This is a genomic window from Kitasatospora gansuensis (genome assembly GCF_014203705.1).
GTDB lineage: Bacteria > Actinomycetota > Actinomycetes > Streptomycetales > Streptomycetaceae > Kitasatospora > Kitasatospora gansuensis.
In genome coordinates this window covers 1,209,136-1,226,124 of sequence record NZ_JACHJR010000001.1, presented here as the reverse complement: position 1 = coordinate 1,226,124, position 16,989 = coordinate 1,209,136, and the positions used below count along the sequence as shown (strand labels likewise).

13 protein-coding genes and 1 pseudogene are annotated in these 16,989 nt (G+C 73.3%); 6 read left to right on the top strand and 8 right to left on the bottom strand.

Features of this window, described 5'->3' with window-relative positions:
* Positions 1-19: 19 nt before the first annotated feature.
* The 3 genes from egtC to egtA are packed head-to-tail and all read right to left on the bottom strand — an operon-like array spanning position 20 to position 3,368.
* Positions 20-757 (bottom strand): ergothioneine biosynthesis protein EgtC, encoded by a 738-nt coding sequence (egtC, locus tag F4556_RS05570; RefSeq protein ID WP_184912096.1) that lies wholly within the window; start codon positions 755-757, stop codon positions 20-22.
* Positions 757-2,142 (bottom strand): ergothioneine biosynthesis protein EgtB, encoded by a 1,386-nt coding sequence (gene egtB / locus F4556_RS05565; protein WP_184912095.1) that lies wholly within the window; start codon positions 2,140-2,142, stop codon positions 757-759. The genes egtC and egtB overlap by 1 nt, the downstream gene beginning before the upstream one ends.
* Positions 2,136-3,368 carry an ergothioneine biosynthesis glutamate--cysteine ligase EgtA gene (egtA, locus tag F4556_RS05560; protein ID WP_376775779.1) on the bottom strand — a complete coding sequence of 411 codons (1,233 nt, stop codon included), beginning with the start codon at positions 3,366-3,368 and terminating at the stop codon, positions 2,136-2,138. The genes egtB and egtA overlap by 7 nt, the downstream gene beginning before the upstream one ends.
* Before the next feature lie 346 nt (positions 3,369-3,714).
* Between egtA and F4556_RS05555 the strand changes: the two genes are divergently transcribed.
* Entirely contained in the window at positions 3,715-4,272 is a 558-nt protein-coding gene (locus F4556_RS05555; protein ID WP_184912091.1) for an antibiotic biosynthesis monooxygenase, read from the top strand.
* A gap of 4 nt (positions 4,273-4,276) precedes the next feature.
* Here F4556_RS05555 and F4556_RS37920 read toward each other — a convergent pair whose 3' ends face one another.
* The 4 genes and pseudogenes from F4556_RS37920 to F4556_RS05540 form a co-directional block, all read right to left on the bottom strand.
* Positions 4,277-4,786, bottom strand: coding sequence for a GNAT family N-acetyltransferase (locus F4556_RS37920; RefSeq protein WP_512699293.1), 510 nt, complete (start codon positions 4,784-4,786; stop codon positions 4,277-4,279).
* A gap of 27 nt (positions 4,787-4,813) precedes the next feature.
* Positions 4,814-5,167: pseudogene (locus F4556_RS37915) on the bottom strand (GNAT family N-acetyltransferase); the annotation flags it as partial.
* A 66-nt stretch (positions 5,168-5,233) separates the two neighbouring features.
* Positions 5,234-5,779 carry a hypothetical protein gene (locus tag F4556_RS05545; protein WP_184912087.1) on the bottom strand — a complete coding sequence of 182 codons (546 nt, stop codon included), beginning with the start codon at positions 5,777-5,779 and terminating at the stop codon, positions 5,234-5,236.
* Positions 5,780-5,904: 125 nt separating this feature from the next.
* Positions 5,905-7,068 carry a winged helix DNA-binding domain-containing protein gene (locus F4556_RS05540; RefSeq protein WP_184912085.1) on the bottom strand — a complete coding sequence of 388 codons (1,164 nt, stop codon included), beginning with the start codon at positions 7,066-7,068 and terminating at the stop codon, positions 5,905-5,907.
* Between the two features lie 378 nt (positions 7,069-7,446).
* Between F4556_RS05540 and F4556_RS05535 the strand changes: the two genes are divergently transcribed.
* Positions 7,447-9,657, top strand: a complete 2,211-nt coding sequence (locus tag F4556_RS05535; protein ID WP_281403709.1) for a glycoside hydrolase family 6 protein — start codon at positions 7,447-7,449, stop codon at positions 9,655-9,657.
* A 7-nt stretch (positions 9,658-9,664) separates the two neighbouring features.
* On the opposite strand, the gene F4556_RS05530 is transcribed toward F4556_RS05535, so the two are convergent.
* Complete coding sequence (locus tag F4556_RS05530) at positions 9,665-11,473, bottom strand: glycoside hydrolase family 15 protein (protein ID WP_184912081.1); 1,809 nt, start codon at positions 11,471-11,473, stop codon at positions 9,665-9,667.
* A gap of 162 nt (positions 11,474-11,635) precedes the next feature.
* Between F4556_RS05530 and F4556_RS05525 the strand changes: the two genes are divergently transcribed.
* The 4 genes from F4556_RS05525 (at position 11,636) to F4556_RS05510 (ending at position 16,989) form a co-directional block, all read left to right on the top strand.
* A complete protein-coding gene (locus tag F4556_RS05525) occupies positions 11,636-12,442 on the top strand; it encodes an SAM-dependent methyltransferase (RefSeq protein ID WP_184912080.1) in 807 nt (268 codons plus the stop codon).
* The gene (locus tag F4556_RS05520; protein WP_313068170.1) at positions 12,439-14,556 is read left to right on the top strand and encodes a putative bifunctional diguanylate cyclase/phosphodiesterase; all 2,118 of its coding nucleotides are present in this window, start codon (positions 12,439-12,441) and stop codon (positions 14,554-14,556) included. Before F4556_RS05525 ends, F4556_RS05520 begins: the two co-directional genes overlap by 4 nt.
* A 301-nt stretch (positions 14,557-14,857) precedes the next feature.
* Positions 14,858-15,691, top strand: coding sequence for a glycosyltransferase family 2 protein (locus F4556_RS05515; RefSeq protein ID WP_184912078.1), 834 nt, complete (start codon positions 14,858-14,860; stop codon positions 15,689-15,691).
* Positions 15,691-16,989, top strand: coding sequence for a glycosyltransferase family 2 protein (locus tag F4556_RS05510; RefSeq protein ID WP_184912076.1), 1,299 nt, complete (start codon positions 15,691-15,693; stop codon positions 16,987-16,989). The genes F4556_RS05515 and F4556_RS05510 overlap by 1 nt, the downstream gene beginning before the upstream one ends.

The following is a 16,989-nucleotide window of genomic DNA, read 5'->3' as shown; positions in this document are numbered from 1 at the left end:
TGTTCCCTTGCTCGGTCGGTCAGTTGAGGGAGGAGACGGTCACGCCGCGGGGATCGGCGAGCAGCAGCGAACGGTCCGGCAGGTGGTGCCAGCCCGGCAGGTCGTCGGAGGGCTCCGAGGCGACCAGCACCGAATCGGGTCCGGTGCGGTAGCAGAGGGTGTCGCCCCAGCTGGTGGCGGCGATCGAAGTGCCGTCGGTGAGCAGCAGGTTGATCCGCCCCTCGGTGTGCTTGGCGGCCTCGTGCACGGTCGCGGTCAGCGCCTCGTCCAGCCCGGCGCCGTCCCGCAGGTGGTGCAGGGCCAGCGCCCAGAGCAGGGCGGAGTCGGTGCGCGCGGTGAGCCGCAGCAGCTCGGCGGGCGGCAGCAGGGCGGCCAGCTCGGCCAGCCCGTCCGGCCAGCCGGGCAGCGCGCCGTTGTGGCTGAACAGCCACTGGTCGGCCGCGAACGGCGCGGCGGCCGCCTCGCCCGCCGCGCACCCGGCGGTGGCGGAGCGGACGGCCGCCAGCACGGCGCCCGAACGCACCACCCTGGCCAGGTCGGTGAAGCCCTCGTCGGCCCAGATCGGCCCAGCCCTGCGGTACCGGGCCGGGACGGGATCACCCTCGGCGTACCAGCCGACGCCGAAGCCGTCCACGTTGACCGTGCCGTACTGCTGCAGCCGCGGCGCCCAGGACTGCCGGTACAGCCCGGACGGCGGTGCCACCAGCAGCTCGTTCAGCGTCAACGGGGCACCCAGATAGGCGAGATGACGGCACATCAGCCGACCTCACCGTCGCGCGCGGTCCGGAAGCCCGCGAAGATCTGCCGCCGGATCGGGTAGTCCCAGTTCCGGAAGGTGCCCCGGCTGGCGACCGGCGCGGCGGCGAAACAGCCACCCCGCAGCACCTTGTACTCGGGGCCGAAGAAGACCTCCGAGTACTCCTTGTACGGCCAGGCCCGGAAGCCCGGGTAGGGGGTGAAGTCGCTCGCCGTCCACTCCCACACGTCGCCCATCAACTGCCGTACACCGTACGCCGACTCGCCCTCGGGGTAGCTGCCGACCGGCGCGGGCCTGAGGTGCCGCTGACCCAGGTTGGCCAGCTCGGCGGTGGGCTCCTGGTCGCCCCAGGGGTAGCGGCGGGAGCGGCCGGTCGCCGGGTCGTGCCGGGCCGCCTTCTCCCACTCGGCCTCGGTCGGCAGCCGTCGCCCGGCCCAGCGGGCGTACGCGTCCGCCTCGTACCAACTCACGTGCAGCACCGGCTCGTCCGCCGGGACCGGCTCCACCGCACCGAACCGGCGGCGCAGCCACTGCCCGCCGTCCCGGCTCCAGAACAGCGGCGCGGACAGCCCCGCCTGCTGCCGGTGCGCCCAGCCCTCGGCCGTCCACCAGCGCGGGTTGTCGTAGCCGCCGTCGGCGATGAACCGCTGGTACGCGCCGTTGCTCACCGGGGTGGTGTCCAGATGGAACGCGGCCACCTCGACCTGGTGGGCCGGGCGTTCGTTGTCCAGCGACCACGGCTCGGTGTCGGTGCCCATGGTGAACGGGCCGCCGGGGATCAGGACTTCGGCGGGCAGCGGCCCGGTCGCGGTGACCGGCGGCGGCGGGGCGGCCAGCACGCCGGGGCCCTTGCGGAGCTGATGGGTGATCAGCATGGTCTCGTCGTGCTGCTGCTCGTGCTGGACGATCATGCCGAAGGCGAAACCGTCCCGGAGCAGCGGGAGTTCGTCGTCCATTGGGGTGGCGGCGAGCAGGTCGAGCACCCGGCCGCGCACCTCGTGGGCGTACGCGCGCGCCTCGTCCGGCGGCAGCAGCGGCAGCTTGGGCCGCTCGGCGCGCGGGTGCTCGAAGGCGTCGTACAGCGGGTCGATCTCGGGCCGCATCGGCGCCCGGCCGCCGATGTTGCGCAGCAGCCAGAGCTCCTCCTGGTTGCCGATGTGTGCGAGGTCCCAGACCAGCGGGGACATCAGCGGGGAGTGCTGGGCGGTCAGGTCGTGGTCGTCCAGCGCGGTGAGCCCGGCGGTGCGCTCACGGGCGGCGAGCAGCTCGCCGGCGATCCGCTCGCGGACGGCCTCGGCCTCGCGGTTGTCGCTGCCGGGCGCGGCGGTTCCTTGCACGGCGGTCCCGGGTATGGCGGTGCCGGGCTTGGGGTCGGCGTTCAGCATGCTGCGGCCTCCAGGGCATGGGGAAGGGCGCCGGTGCGCAGGGCGTCCAGCTGGTCGTCGGCGGGACATCGCCCGCGGGCCGGGTAGCGCTCGGCGAAGTCGGCCAGCAGTGCCCGCAGCCGGGACGGGCCGCCGCGCGCCTGCTCCCGGCGGCCGAGCGCCTGGTCGGCGGCGCCGAAGCAGGCCAGCGCGGCCCGGCGGAGCTGCGGATCGGCCAGCGCCAGGGTGGCCGCCCGGTGCCACAGCTCGGTACGCGGGGGGTGCCGGTCCCGGTACGCCGGGGCACCCAGCGGTTCGAGCGCCTCCTCGGCGGCCTCGGCGGCCACCGGGTCGTCCAGCAGCGCGCCGACCAGGGCCAGCGGCACCTGCCAGCCCTCGCCCGGCTGGGCGTCGATCATGCGCAGTTCCAGGTGCCCGCGCGGCCGTACGGGCGGGAAGAGGGTGGTGCGGTGGTACTCCAGATCGGCCAGGGTCGGCGGCCGCTCGCCGGCCCCGCGCAGCCAGCCGCGGAAGGTCAGCCCGGCCGGCGCGGTCCACGGCAGCCCGTCCGGGCGGCGGACGCAGAGCACCTCGGCGTCGAGTACGTACTCGGCCCAGCGCTCGCGCGGGTCACCGGCGAACTGGGGGGCCAGGGTGCGGCTCGGGTCCATCCGGGACCAGACCAGCTGGCGGGTGGACCGGTAGCCGGTCGGCCGGCCGTCCAGTAACGGGGAGTTGGCGAAGGCGGCGACCAGCACCGGGCCGAGCCGGTGGGCCAGCTGCCAGCGCCGGACGAAGCCGTGCGTCCCGCTCCCGGTGCCCGCGTCCACGCAGACCTGGGCGGAGGCGGTGCCGGTCATCATCACCCGGCCCCACGGGCCGACCCGGTCGAAGTGCTGCTCCATCGCCTGGTAGCGGGGGTGGTCGAGCTGCATCCGACGCTCGCGGCCGAGTGGGTCGGTGCCGCTGCCGGTGAGCCGCAGACGGTGGGCGGCGAGGGCGGTGCGGAGGGTGGCCTGGTCCCGCAGCATGGTGTCGGCACACTCTTCGGGTCCGGCGGCGGGCGGGGAGCTGAGCTCTACCTGTCCGCCCGGTTCGTAGGTGAGCCCGGTGCCCGAGGGAAGCAGCGGGGCGGGGTCACCCGGATTCTGGTGGGTGGGAAGTGCGGAGAGTGCGTCGGCCAGGCGACGCGGGTCTACCGGTGCCTCCGGACAGTCGCCGTCGTGGACGAACCACTCGGCTTCCACCCCGATCAACCGGGGAGGTCCGATCTTGAAGCAGATTCCGGCCAGATGGCTGAGCGCAGCCGATTCGGTCAGTGGGAGCGGCGTCTCCACCGCTTGCTGCTGCGGTGCGGACTGCGCGGGCGCGGTGGGGCGTAGGGGTATCACCGGACTCACCATTCCTTGGTTAGTGATTCGAGGCCCGGAGGTTCCTGCTCAGTCTGCAATGGAACAAACCTCGGCGCCGGGCAGAACCCGCCAAATCGAGTCGTGAACCGGTCAATAGCCGTCAGTCGATCTTCGCCCGTCAGGGGGTTCACCCCGACGTCACCTCGGCATAGGCTGCGAGCCGAGCAAGGGGCGGAGAACCATGAGCACGGACGCACGGAACGGTGAAGAGGTCACCCTCTTCGTGGCCCGACGGGTCGATCCGGGGCACGAGGGGCAGTTCGAGGCCTGGGCCAAATCGATCCTGCGGGCCGCCGCCGACCACCCCGGCAACCTGGGCACCGGCCTGCTGCGCCCGGCGGGCCCGGACGACCCGTGGCACCTGCTGCTGTCGTTCCAGGACGCCGACGCCTTCCGCGCCTGGCAGAACTCACCGGCCCGGGCGGCTTGCTTCGCCGAGGCCGACGGTCACCACGTCGAGGTGGCCCGGCGCGAGCTGCTCGGCATGGAGGGCTGGTTCGCCACCACCGCGGCCGGCGCCCGGCGCACCCCGGCCCCGCGCTGGAAGATGGCGATCGCCTCCACCCTGGCGATCGCCCCGCTCACCACCACCGCGAACTTCTACCTCACCCCGCACCTGGCCACCCTCCCGGTGCTGGCCCGCTCGCTGATCCTGGCCCCGTTGATCAGCGGCCTGATGACCTACCTCGCCCTCCCGGCCGCCACCCGGGTGCTGCGCCGCTGGCTGTTCCCGGGCTGACGCCTCAGCGGGTGCCGTCGAGCATCATCCACTTCCCCGGCTCGGCCAGCGGCTCGAAGCCGACCCGGGCGTAGACCTGGTGGGCGTCGCCGGTGGAGAGCAGCACGCGGCGCAGCTCGTACGGCGCGAGGTGGTCCCGGACGGCGGTGGCCAGGGCGGTGCCCAGGCCCCGGCCGCGGGCGGTGCGGGCGACGTAGACGTCGCAGAGCCAGGCGAAGGTGGCCAGGTCGGTGACCACCCGGGCGTAGCCGAGCTGGGCGCCGCTGGCGGCGTCGTACGCCCCGAAGTTGAGCGATCCGGCGATCGCCCGGTCCTGCTTCTCGCGGGAGCGGCCGAGCGCCCAGTAGGCGTCCTCGGAGAGCCAGCGGTGGACCAGTGCGGCGTCCAGCCGGGCCGGGTCGGTGGAGATCTCGATGCCGTCCGGCAGCAGCCGGGCCCGCAGGTGCTCGTGCCACCGGCCGGGGTCGCGGGGGTGCGGCTCGCGTTCGCCGGTCGGCCGGAAGCCGGCGCGCAGGTAGAGAGCCCGGGCCGCGGCGTTGTCCTCGCCGACGGTCAGCGAGACCGTACCGGCCCCCTCGGCCCGGGCCCGGGCGAGCACGGCGGCCACCAGGGCGTCGCCGACACCGCGCCCGCGCCGGGTCGGGTCGACCCACATCGAGACGAGCAGCTGACCGGTCGGGGAGGCGACGGTGGCGGCCAGGCCGACCGGGTGCGAGCCGTCCCGGGCGATGAACCAGGCTCCGGTCGCGATCCGGCCGCGCCAGTACTCCTCCGGCCGGTCCCGCTCGCGTTCGAGCGTGGAGCCGAACGCCTCCGGGTTCTGCTCCAGCGCGCGCAGGCGCACCGTCCGCAGGGTCTGCCAGTCCTGGTCCGTCACTGTTCCCACTGTCACCATGGGCCCCATGCTGCCCGCCGGTCACCGGCGCTGACCACCGGTTTCCGGGCCGAGCGCTCGGTGCGCTCAGCCGGGAGCGCGGCCCGACCGGGCGATCCGCACGAGGCGGTCGGCGATGCTGCGCACCAGACCCGCGGCGACGCCGAGGAACTCCCCGCGCTCCGGCAGACCCTCCTGACGTTCGAAGGTCGGGGCGAAGTGGTACCCGATCAGGGCGGAGGCGCAGGCGGCCGCGTCCCGGGCGGCGGCCAGCGTCTCGATGTCCGGGTGCTCCTGGTCGGGGCCCGCGGCCCGGGCGAGGTCGCCGACCAGCATGCCGGTGCGCAGCATCAGCACCAGCCGCTGATGGTCGGGGACGTCCGGTGCCGCGGCCGCGACCACCTCCTCCCGCACCGGGCCGTACGCCTGCCGGAGCGCGTCCAGGTCACCACCGGCCTGCCCGGCCGCCATCTCCGCACCCACCAGGTGGGCCTCGGCCGCGCCCAGCAGTGCGGTGGCCAGCATCACGGCGCGCACCTCGTCACTGGCCACCTGGTCCGGGTGCCAGTCGATGCCGAGCACCGCGAGTGCCTCGTTCAGCTGGTCGGCGTGATCGCGTGCGCGGTCGGCCATCCGTCGTCCTCTCCTCCGTGGGGGTGCGGGCGTCCAGTGACCAGAGTGCCGGTCCCGAGCGCCGGGGCCGCACTGCCGTCACCTGAAATCACCCATGCGCGCCGGGAACCGCCTCGACGACCGGGTCAGCCTGTCAGGCGGCGCTCCAGCGGGGTACGGAAGCGCGGGGTGACCCGGACCTCGCCGAGGCGGCGGGTGAGAAGGTCGGCCTCGGCGTCGATGGCGGCGGTGGCCTCGCGGGGGAGCGGCTCCAGGGCCTCCCAGCGGAGCCGGCCGTCGGCGTGCTGGGCCCAGCCGCCGACCACCCGGCCGTCCCACCAGACGGTCGGGCCGATGTTGCCGGAGCGGTCGACCAGGTGGGTGCGGTGGGCGGCGGGCAGGTACCAGTCGCGCTGCTGCCAGCCCATCGGGGTGGGGTCGAGCGCGGGGAGCAGCGCGGCCCACGGTTCGGGCTCGGGCAGCGGGTCGAGGTCGTCGGGGAGGGCGTGCCCCTCGCCGCACTCCAGGTCGACGGCCACCGCGCCGCAGGCGGCGAGGGCGGCCCTGACCTCGCGGACGCCCCAGCCCGTCCACCAGCGGACGTCCTCGGTGGTGGCGGGGCCGAAGGCGGTCAGCCAACGGCGGGTCAGCTCCACCTGGGCCTCGGCCGGCGGGAGCTCGGGCAGGGCGCCCTGGATCGCCCAGCGGTGCTGCCCGCTGGTCCAACCGCCGACCGGGCGGCCCCGGACGATCTCGTTCTCCATCCCGAGCACCCGGAGCAGCCGCATCCCGATGGTCTGCTTCGCCTCGTACGGCTTGCCCACGGCCACCGTGATCGACTCGCGCAACTCGGGGACGAGCTCGCCCAGTTGACTGCCGGTGGCCTGGCCCGCCGTGGCCAGGGCGGCCAGCGTGCGGCGCTGCACCTCGGCCAGCCAGCCGGTGTCGAAGCCGCCCTCGGCGGCGAAGGCGAGCAGCCCGCGCCGCTCCTTCTCGGCCACCTTGCGGGTGGTGGAGGCGTACACCACCGGAGCGAGGTCGGCCGGGACGACGAACAGGGTGTGCCGCATGCCGTGCATCCGCAGCAGCGTCCGGTCCTGGTACAACGCCCGTTCCAGGTCGGCCGGTTCGGGCCGGGACAGCCGGGCGGAGGTGGACAGGAAGACGGTGGCGGGGTCGGTGGCGTGCAGGGCCACCAGTGCCTCGGCGACCTGCTCGGGGGAGTCGGCCCGGTGGGCGGGGTCCAGAAGGTGACGGATCGTCAGGCGGGTGCGGCGCTGCCGGTCGTCGATCCTGGGGCGGGCGGTCATCGGGCGGCCTCCGAGGTGGTGGGACCCCGAGGTTCTCACGAGACACCGTCAACTCCGTTTCGGGAGCGCTCCCATGGGAAGCGCCGTGTTCAGTTACTGAAGTCGGTCAGAACGCTTGACGCCTCCGCACCTTCATGGGTTGATATGCCGTGAGCTCAGGGGCCGCCCTGAGATGCGGGGAGTCATTCACCCGCCGAGCTGGTCATGCGCCACCACACCCCATCCCGTCCCCCTGTGGCGCCGACCGACTCACCAATTATGGGAGCGCTCCCACCAGTCTTCCCAGCTCCCGCGCAGTCCGCCCCACCGGATCTCCCCCCACCCGAAAGGAATCCGCACGTGTCAGGACAGCTCCTCCGCCGCCTCCGAACGGCCGCCATGGCGGCCGCGCTCGGCGCGGCGACTTTGCTCCCGATGGCCACCGGCGCCCACGCCGCAGCCAAGGTCGACAACCCCTATGTCGGCGCCGGCGTCTACGTGAACCCCGAGTGGTCCGCCAACGCCGCGGCCGAGCCCGGCGGTTCGGCCGTCTCCAACCAGCCGACCTACGTCTGGCTGGACCGGATCGCCGCGATCAACGGCTCGAGCAGTTCGATGGGCCTGCGGGCGCACCTGAACTCCGCCGTCAACCAGGCCACGGCCGCGGGCAAGCCGTTCGTCTTCCAGGTGGTCATCTACGACCTGCCCGGCCGCGACTGCGCCGCGCTGTCCTCCAACGGCGAGCTCGGCCCGACCGAGATCGGCCGCTACAAGACCGAGTTCATCGACCCGATCGCCGCGATCCTGGCCGACCCGGCCTACGCGAACCTGCGGATCGTCACCACGATCGAGCTCGACTCGCTGCCGAACCTGGTCACCAACGCGGGCGGCACCGCCACCGCCACGCCGACCTGTGACGTGATGAAGGCCAACGGCAACTACGTGGCCGGCGTCGGCTACGCGCTGAACAAGCTGGGCGCGATCTCCAACGTCTACAACTACATCGACGCCGGGCACCACGGCTGGCTGGGCTGGGACTCCAACTTCGGCCCCACCGCGAGCCTGCTCCTGCAGGCCGCCAACGCCTCCGGCTCCACCCCGGCGAACGTGCACGGCTTCGTCGTGAACACCGCCAACTACTCGACGTTGAAGGAGCCGTACTTCACCATCAACGACACCGTCGGCGGCCAGTCGATCCGGGGCACCTCCAAGTGGGTGGACTGGAACCGCTACGTCGACGAGCTGTCGTACGCCCAGGCGTTCCGCGCCAAGGCGGTCGAGGTCGGCTTCCCGTCGAACGTCGGCATGCTGATCGACACCTCCCGCAACGGCTGGGGCGGCCCCAACCGTCCGACCGGTCCCGGCCCGCAGACCAGCGGTGACGCGTACGTGGACGGCGGCCGCCTCGACCGCCGGTTCCAGACCGGCAACTGGTGCAACCAGGCCGGTGCGGGCCTCGGCGAGCGCCCGACCGCCGCGCCCGAGCCGGGCATCGACGCCTACGTCTGGGTGAAGCCTCCGGGTGAGTCGGACGGCGCCAGCAAGGAGATCGCGAACGACCAGGGCAAGGGCTTCGACCGGATGTGCGACCCGACGTACACCGGCAACCCGCGCAACAACAACAACATGTCCGGCGCACTGCCGGACTCGCCGCTGGCCGGCACCTGGTTCTCCGCCCAGTTCCGCCAGCTGCTCGCCAACGCCTACCCGCCGGTCGGCGGTGGCACCAGCGACACCGTCGCCCCGACCGCCCCGACCGCGCTCGCCGCGAGCGGCGTCACCGCCTCCGCTGCGACCCTGGGCTGGACCGCCTCGACCGACAACGTCGGTGTGACGGGGTACCAGATCTTCCGCAACGGTGTGCAGGTCGGTACCTCGGCCACCACCTCGTACGCCGACAGCGGTCTGACCGCCTCGACGGCGTACAGCTACACGGTCAAGGCCCGCGACGCGGCCGGCAACGTCTCGGCGGCCTCCGCCGCGCTGAGCGTCACCACCTCGGCCGGTGCCGGCGACACCACCGCTCCGTCCGTCCCGACCGGGCTGGTCGCGAGCAACGTCACCACCACGGGTCTGACCCTGGGCTGGACCGCTTCGACCGACAACGTCGGTGTGACGGGGTACCAGATCTTCCGCAACGGTGTGCAGGTCGGCACCTCGACCACCACCTCGTACGCCGACAGCGGTCTGACCGCCGCGACCGCGTACAGCTACACGGTCAAGGCCCGCGACGCGGCCGGCAACGTCTCGGCGGCCTCCGCCGCGCTGAGCGTCACCACCCAGACCGGTGGTGGCGGCGGCAACGCGGGCTGCGCCGCGACCTACAAGGTGAGCAGTGACTGGGGCGCCGGGTTCAACGCCGACGTCACGGTGACCAACACCGGCACCGCGCCCATCAAGTCCTGGAAGGTCACCTGGACCTGGGGCGGCAACCAGCAGATCACCAACCTCTGGAACGGCAGCCTCGCCCAGAGTGGTACGGCGGTCGCGGTCACCAACCTCGGCTACAACGGCACCGTCGCGGCCGGTGGTAACACCAGCTTCGGCTTCGGCGCCAACTACTCGGGCGGCAACACCGCCCCGACCCTGAGCTGCACCGCCACCAGCTGACGGCGGTTCAGTGAGCGGCGGCCGACCCCACAGCGGTGGGGTCGGCCGTTTCGCCGTCGGCCAGTCCGAACGCGGTGTTCACCAGTGCCACGTGGGTGAACGCCTGGGGGGCGTTGCCGAGTTGGCGTCCCGACACCGGGTCGTACTCCTCGGCCAGCAGGCCCAGGTCGTTGGCCACCGCCAGCGAGCGTTCGAACAGCTCCCTGGCCTCGCCGCGCCGCCCGGTCAGGGCGAGGGCGTCGGCCAGCCAGAACGAGCAGGCCAGGAAGGCCCCTTCGGAGCCGGGCAGCCCGTCGAGGTCGGGGGCGGCCCGGTAGCGGCGGACGAACCCGCCCTGGTCCAGCTCGCTCCGGACGGCGTCCACGGTGCGCACCACCCGTGGGTCGTCCGGCGGCAGGAAGCCGGACTTGGCGATGAACAGCGTGGCGGCGTCCAACTCCTCGGCGCCGTACGACTGGACGAAGACGCCGCGGCCGGCGTGGTAGCCGTACTCGCAGACCTCGGCGTGCACGGTGTCGCGCAGGGCGCGCCACTCCTGCACCGGTGCGGGCAGCCCGGTGGCCTCGGCGAGCCGGACGGCGCGGTCGGCGGCCACCCAGACCATCACCTTGGAGTGCACGAACTGCCGTCGGTTGCCCCGGACTTCCCACAGCCCCTCGTCCGGTTCGCGCCAGTGCAGGGCCAGGAAGTCCATCAGGCTGCGGAGCAGCCCCCAGACCTTGCGCTCCATCGGGATGCCCGCCCGGTAGGCGAGTTCGAGGGTGTCCAGCACCTCGCCGTAGACGTCGAGTTGGAGCTGCCGGACGGCCGCGTTGCCGAACCGGACCGGGGTGGAGCCGTGGTAGCCGGGCAGCCAGTCCGCCGAGGTCTCCGGCAGGGTGCGCTCGCCGGCCACCCCGTACACCGCCTGCAGGTCGCCCGGGTCGCCCGCGATCGCCCGCAGCAGCCACTTGCGCCAGGCCGCCGCCTCGTCCCGGAAGCCGCCGCGGAGCAGGGCGGCCAGCGTCATGCTGGAGTCCCGCAGCCAGCAGAACCGGTAGTCCCAGTTGCGTTCGCCGCCCGGGAGTTCGGGCAGTGAGGCGGTCGGGGCGGCCACGATGCCGCCGGTCGGGTCGTAGGTGAGCGCCTTGAGGGTGATCAGCGAGCGCAGCACCTGCTCGCGGTACGGGCCCTGGTAGCGCAGGCCGTCGGCCCAGGACTGCCAGCCGGTCAGGGTGCTCCGGAGCAGCGCGGCCGGGTCCACCCGGGGGGTGTCGGAGCGGTGCGAGGGCTGCCAGGTGAGGACGAACGGGACCTGCTCACCGGGAGCGACGGTGAACTCGGAGACGGTGGCGCCGTCCTCGCCCCAGGTGTGCACGCCCGCGGGGACGCGGAGCCAGGCGGAGTCGGGCCCGGCCACCGCGATCCGGTGGTGGTCGGTGCGGCGCACCCAGGGCTCGATCCGGCCGTGGTTGAACCGCAGCCGCAGCTCGCCGCGCATCCGGACGGTGCCTTCGATGCCCTCGACGATCCGGACCAGCCGGGGCAGCCGGTCCCGCCGGGGCATGAAGTCGGTGACCCGGACGGTGCCGGTGGGGGTCTGCCAGAGGGACTCCAGCACCAGGCTGGCCGGAAGGTAGCGGCGTTCGGTGCACGGGCCGCCGCTGGCGGGGGCGAGCTGCCAGGCGCCGTGCCGGTCGGTGCCGAGCAGTCCGGCGAAGCAGCTGGGGGAGTCGAACCGGGGCAGGCAGAGCCAGTCGACCGATCCGTCCCGGCCGACCAGGGCGGCGGTCTGCAGGTCTCCGAGGAGCGCGTAGTCCTCAATGGGTCCGGCCATGACGGTCCCATTCTCACCCGGTCGGTCCGGAACGGCGCCCCGTCCGTCGCGAGCCCCGCCCGTCACTTCCGTCTCACCGGTTTCACTGCTTGCAGGGGAGAGGCGATGATAGGAAGATCCTCATGTTTTGTAGTCCACTCCACTTCCGGTAGGGATGCCGTCATGCAGCAAGCGAACTGGGTCCCCGCCGGCACCGACACCGAGAAGCCGAACGCGGCCCGGGTCTACGACTACTACCTCGGCGGCTCGCACAACTTCGAGGTCGACCGGGCGATGGCCCGCAAGGCGATGGAGTTCTGGCCCGAGCTGCCCGAGATCATGCGGGCCAACCGGGCCTTCCTGCGCCGGGCCGTGCAGTACCTCGCGGAGCAGGGTGTCACCCGCTTCCTGGACATCGGCTCCGGCATACCGACCTTCGGCCCGGTGCACGAGATCGCCCGGGCGATCCGGCCGGACAGCCGGGTGGTCTACGTGGACCACGACCCGATCGCGGTCGCGCACAGCCGGCTGCTGCTCAAGGACGACCCGCAGAGCCTGGTGGTCGAGGCGGACCTGCGCAAGGTCGACGACCTGCTCTCCCGCCCCGAGGTGGCCGCGCTGATCGCGGACGGTGAGCCGGTCGCTCTGCTGATGGTCTCGGTGCTGCACTTCATCTCCGACGAGGATGACCCGTACGCCCTGGTCCGCCGGCTGCGGGACGCGCTGCCGCCGGGCAGTGCGCTGGTGGTCTGCCACGCCTCGCTGGAGGGCCGGCCGGACCAGGCGGGTGCGCACCAGGACCTGTACAAGCGCACCCCGACCCCGATCACGATGCGCAACCGCGAGGCGATCACCCCCTTCTTCGAGGGCTTCGAGCTGATCGAGCCGGGCCTGGTCTTCCTGCCCGAGTGGCGGCCCGAGGACCCGGGGTCGGTCGGCCCGCACCCGGAGCGGATGACCGGGCTGTCAGGCGTCGGGCTGCTGCCGTGACCGCAGGGTCGGACGGGGCGGGCCGGGTGGACGCTGCCACCTGGTTCCACCAGGAGTGGGAGCGGCTGCTCCGCGGTGGCCACGGCATGGCCGTGCACCCGGGCATCCTGAGCCGCCTGGTGTCCCGGACGGCCGTCCTGCTGCACCGGGCCCAGCACGAGGAGCCGTTCCGGCCCGAGCTGGCCGGGCAGGCCGGCGCCCAGCTGGTGGACGCGCACTTCACCGACCCGGCCGTGCTGGCCCGGGCGGTCGAGCTGCTCCAGCTCGGTCCGGTCAGCGACGGCCGGGGGCCGGCGCTGTCCGGCGCCTTCGCGGCGGGCTGGGCGGAGGCCCTGCGGGAGCGGACCCTGCGCGAGCAGGAGGCGATCCGGCTGGCCGCCGACACCGCCCGGCGGGAGGTGGAGAAGGCGCTGCGGGAGTCCGAGAACAAGTTCCGCGCGCTGTTCGAGAGCGCCGCGATCGGCATCGGCATCGGCGACACCGACGGCAACATCATCTCGGTCAACCGGGCGCTCGGGGAGATCTTCGGCACCGGCTCGATGGACATGACGGGCCGTCGGGTGGACGAGCTGGTGCACCCCGAGGACACCCCGGGGGTCTGGGAGGCGTACGAGGACCTGATCGCCGGGCGCCGGGAGTACTTCCAGTTCGACAAGCCGTACTACCGGCAGGACGGCGAGGTGGTCTGGACCCACCTGACGGTCTCGCTGATCCGGGACGACGAGGGCGTGCCGCTCTACCAGGTGGCCATGCTGGAGGACATCACCGACCGGTACCGGCTGCAGGAGCGGCTGCGGCACCAGGCCACCCACGACCCGCTGACCGGGCTGCCGAACCGGGTGGCCTTCTTCGAGCGGCTGGAGAAGCTGTTCGAGGAGCCGGAGCCGGGGGCCAGGTTCGGCCTCTGCTACGTGGACCTGGACGGCTTCAAGGTGGTCAACGACAGCCTCGGCCACGACACCGGCGACCAGCTGCTGGCCGCCGTGGCGCAGCGGCTGGAGACCGCGCTGACCCCGCTCGGCCATCTGGTGGCCCGGCTCGGCGGCGACGAGTTCGTGGTGCTGCTGGAGGACTGCCGGGGCGAGCAGGAGGCGGTGGCGGCCGCCAAGACGGTGCTGGCCGCGCTGGCCAGACCGGTGCAGGTCGGCGACCACTCGCTGGCGGTCGGCGCCAGCGTCGGCGTGCTGGAGCGCCGGGTGGCCACCACCACGCCGGGCGCGGCGGTCCGGGCCGCCGACCTCACGCTCTACCGGGCCAAGGAGGCCGGCCGCGGCCGCTGGACGCTGTTCGACCCGAAGGAGAACGCCCGCGCGGTCAGCCGGTACGCGGTCTCGGTGCGGATGCCCGCCGCGCTGGACCGGGGCGAGTTCTTCATCGACTACCAGCCGCTCTGCTCGCTGGCCGACGGCTCGCTGGTCGCGGTCGAGGCCCTGGTGCGCTGGCGGCACCCGCAGCTCGGGGTGCTCGGCCCGGACGAGTTCATCGGGGTGGCCGAGGAGACCGGCCTGATCATGCCGCTCGGCCGCTGGGTGCTGGAGCAGGCCTGCCGCCAGGCCACCGACTGGGTACGGGAGTTCGGCCAGGACGCGCCGCAGATCAACGTCAATCTGGCGGTCCGGCAGGCCCGGAACGCCGGTCTGGTCACCGACGTCGAGCGGATCCTGCGGAAGACCGGACTGCCGCCGGGCAAGCTCCAGCTGGAGATCACCGAGTCGACCGTGGTCGGCCCGGAGGACGAGGCGCTGAAGGCCCTGCACGGGGTGCGCGACCTGGGCGTCTCGCTGGCGGTGGACGACTTCGGCACCGGCTGGTCCAACCTGGCCTACCTGCGGGACCTGCCGGTCTCCTGCCTGAAGATCGCCGGCTCCTTCGTCGGCGACCTGCATGACCCGACCAAGGACGCGCACACCGGCTGGCGGATCGTCAGCGGGCTGGTCTCGCTCGCGCACACGCTCGGCCTGACCGTGACCGCCGAAGGGGTGGAGAGCGGCGCGGACGCCGAGCGGCTGCGGCAGATGGGCTGCGACTGGGCGCAGGGTTGGCACTTCGGCCGCCCGGTCCGCCCGGACGAGATCTCCCGGCGGATCGCGGAGGCGCGCCGCACGTCGGAGTAGGCCGCAAGTCCGAGCAAATCGGGCAAAAGGGTTGACGGAGGGCCTCCTTCGGGCGGACGATGAGGCCCTGGCACCAGTACATTCGCCAGTTGCCCGAACAGTCGGCGCTCAGCCGACCGAGACCGATCGGCGCATTCCGGAGGGGCTCCGGGGGAGTCGTACCAGCCCGCCGCGCCGCAGTTCGCTCTCATTCCAGCCGGGGTCCGCCCCGCGCCCGTCGGCGCGGTGGTCCGCCCCGCGTCCTCGGGTCACGCCGTGGGGAACCCGCGTGCCCGCAGCTCTCCGGAGAAGGCCGTTCGCGATGAGCACTCCTCTGCCCCCCAACGTCCTCCGCTACCCCGCCCGTACCGAAGACCAGCCGACGCGCCGGGTCTCCGACCGCTTGCCGGCCGAGCGGCCACAGCGCCGGATCGGTGACGGGACCAGGACCAGGCACTCGGTCAGCATGGTGGTGCCGGCCCGGAACGAGGCTCGGAACATCCCCTGGGTGTTCGGACAGATCCCGAACTGCGTCGACGAGGTCATCCTGGTCGACGGCTACTCCACCGACGCCACCGTGGCGATCGCCGAGGAGTGCCTGCCCGCGGTCCGCACCGTCCGGCAGACCGGCCCCGGCAAGGGCAACGCCCTCCGTACCGGCTTCGCCGCCGCCACCGGCGACTACGTGGTGATGCTGGACGCCGACGGCTCGATGTGGCCCGGCGAGATCCCGCACTACCTGCACTTCCTGGACCACGGCTACGACTTCGTGAAGGGTTCGCGGTGCATGGCCGGCGGCGGTTCGCTGGATCTCACCCGGATCAGGTCGGCCGGCAACCAGGCGCTGCTGGCGGTGGTGAACCGGCTGTACCGGACCAAGCTGACCGACCTCTGCTACGGCTTCTGCGCCTTCCGCCGCAGCTTCCTGGACCAACTCGACCTGCGCTCGGCCGGGTTCGAGATCGAGGCCGAGATGATCGCGCACGCGCTGCGGTCCGGCCTGAGGATCGCCGAGGTGCCGAGCCTCGAACTTCCCCGCCGTAGCGGCCGTTCACATCTGCACGCCGTCTCGGACGGCCGCAGGGTGCTACGGACGCTGCTCGCCGAACGTCCTGGCGGCAGCGGAACGGCCCGTCACGCCACGGGGGAGCGGTGATGAATGGCACCGACCGGCGCGCCGCAACGGCCTGCCCCTGCCCCGCCGCCCGAGACTCGCTCTGCACCCCCGTCCACGTGGTCGAACTGGACCTGGCCGAACCCGGTGAGCTGCGCTCGCCCGGCGGCACCGGGCCGGCCACTCCGGACGGCTGCGTGTTGGCGTTGGTGCGGCTGCACGGACACCCGCTCGGACTGGTCACAGCCACCGGCAGCGCCGACGACCCAGTCGGTCTGCGCCGGGCGCTGGTCGAGGCCGCCTTCACCGAAATCCGCATCACCGCACACCAGTTGACCACCGCGACGATCAGGGCGCCCCTCAGTCGGGTCGGCGGCGCCCGGTCGTCAGCGGAACCGCCCCACATCAGCGTCGTGATCGCCACCCACAACCGGCCCGAGCTGCTCCGCCAGTGCCTGGACTCCGTCCTGCGGATCGACAGCCCGCAGTACGAGGTGCTGGTCGTCGACAGCGCTCCGGCCGGGGATGACGCGAAGACCCTGATCCGTGAGCGGTACGCCGACCGGGTCCGCTACCTGCGTGAGCCGGTGGCGGGCCTGGCCCGGGCCCACAACGTCGGACTGGCCGCCGCCCGGGGCGAGTTGATCGCCTTCACCGACGACGACACGCTGGTCGACCGGCACTGGCTGGCCGCCCTGGCCACGGCCTTCGCCGACGACCCGGGCACCGGCTGCGTGACCGGCCTGATCCTGCCCGCCGAGCTGCAGACCGCCGCCCAGGCCGCGCTGCACCGGCTCGGCGGCTACGACAAGGGCTTCGTCGCCCGCCGCTGGTCGCTCGCCGTGCCGCCCGGCGACCCGCTGTTCCCGTTCACCGCAGGGAAGTTCGGCTCCGGGGCCAACATGGCCTTCCGGACCGGACTGCTGCGCGCGCTGGGCGGCTTCGACCCCGCCATCGGCGTCGGCACCCCCGCGCACGGCGGCGACGACCTGCTGGCCTTCTTCCGGATCGTCACCGGCGGACACGTGCTCAGCTACCAGCCGGACGCGATCGTCTGGCACCGGCACCGCCGGAGCCCCGACGCGGTGCCCGCCCAGCTCTACGGCTACGGCGCCGGCCTCGGCGCCTACCTGACCGCCGCCGTCGCCGCCGAACCCCGGCTGCTGCCCACGCTGCTGCGCCGGGTACCCGGCGGCCTGCGGCACGCCGCCGCGCAGGCGCGCGGACGCACCACCTCGACCGGCCGACGCTCCGCCCGGCTGGCCGCGCTGGAGCTGCGCGGGATGCTGTACGGGCCGCTCGGCTACCTCCGCTCGCTGCACCAGAGCCGGACGGGGTGA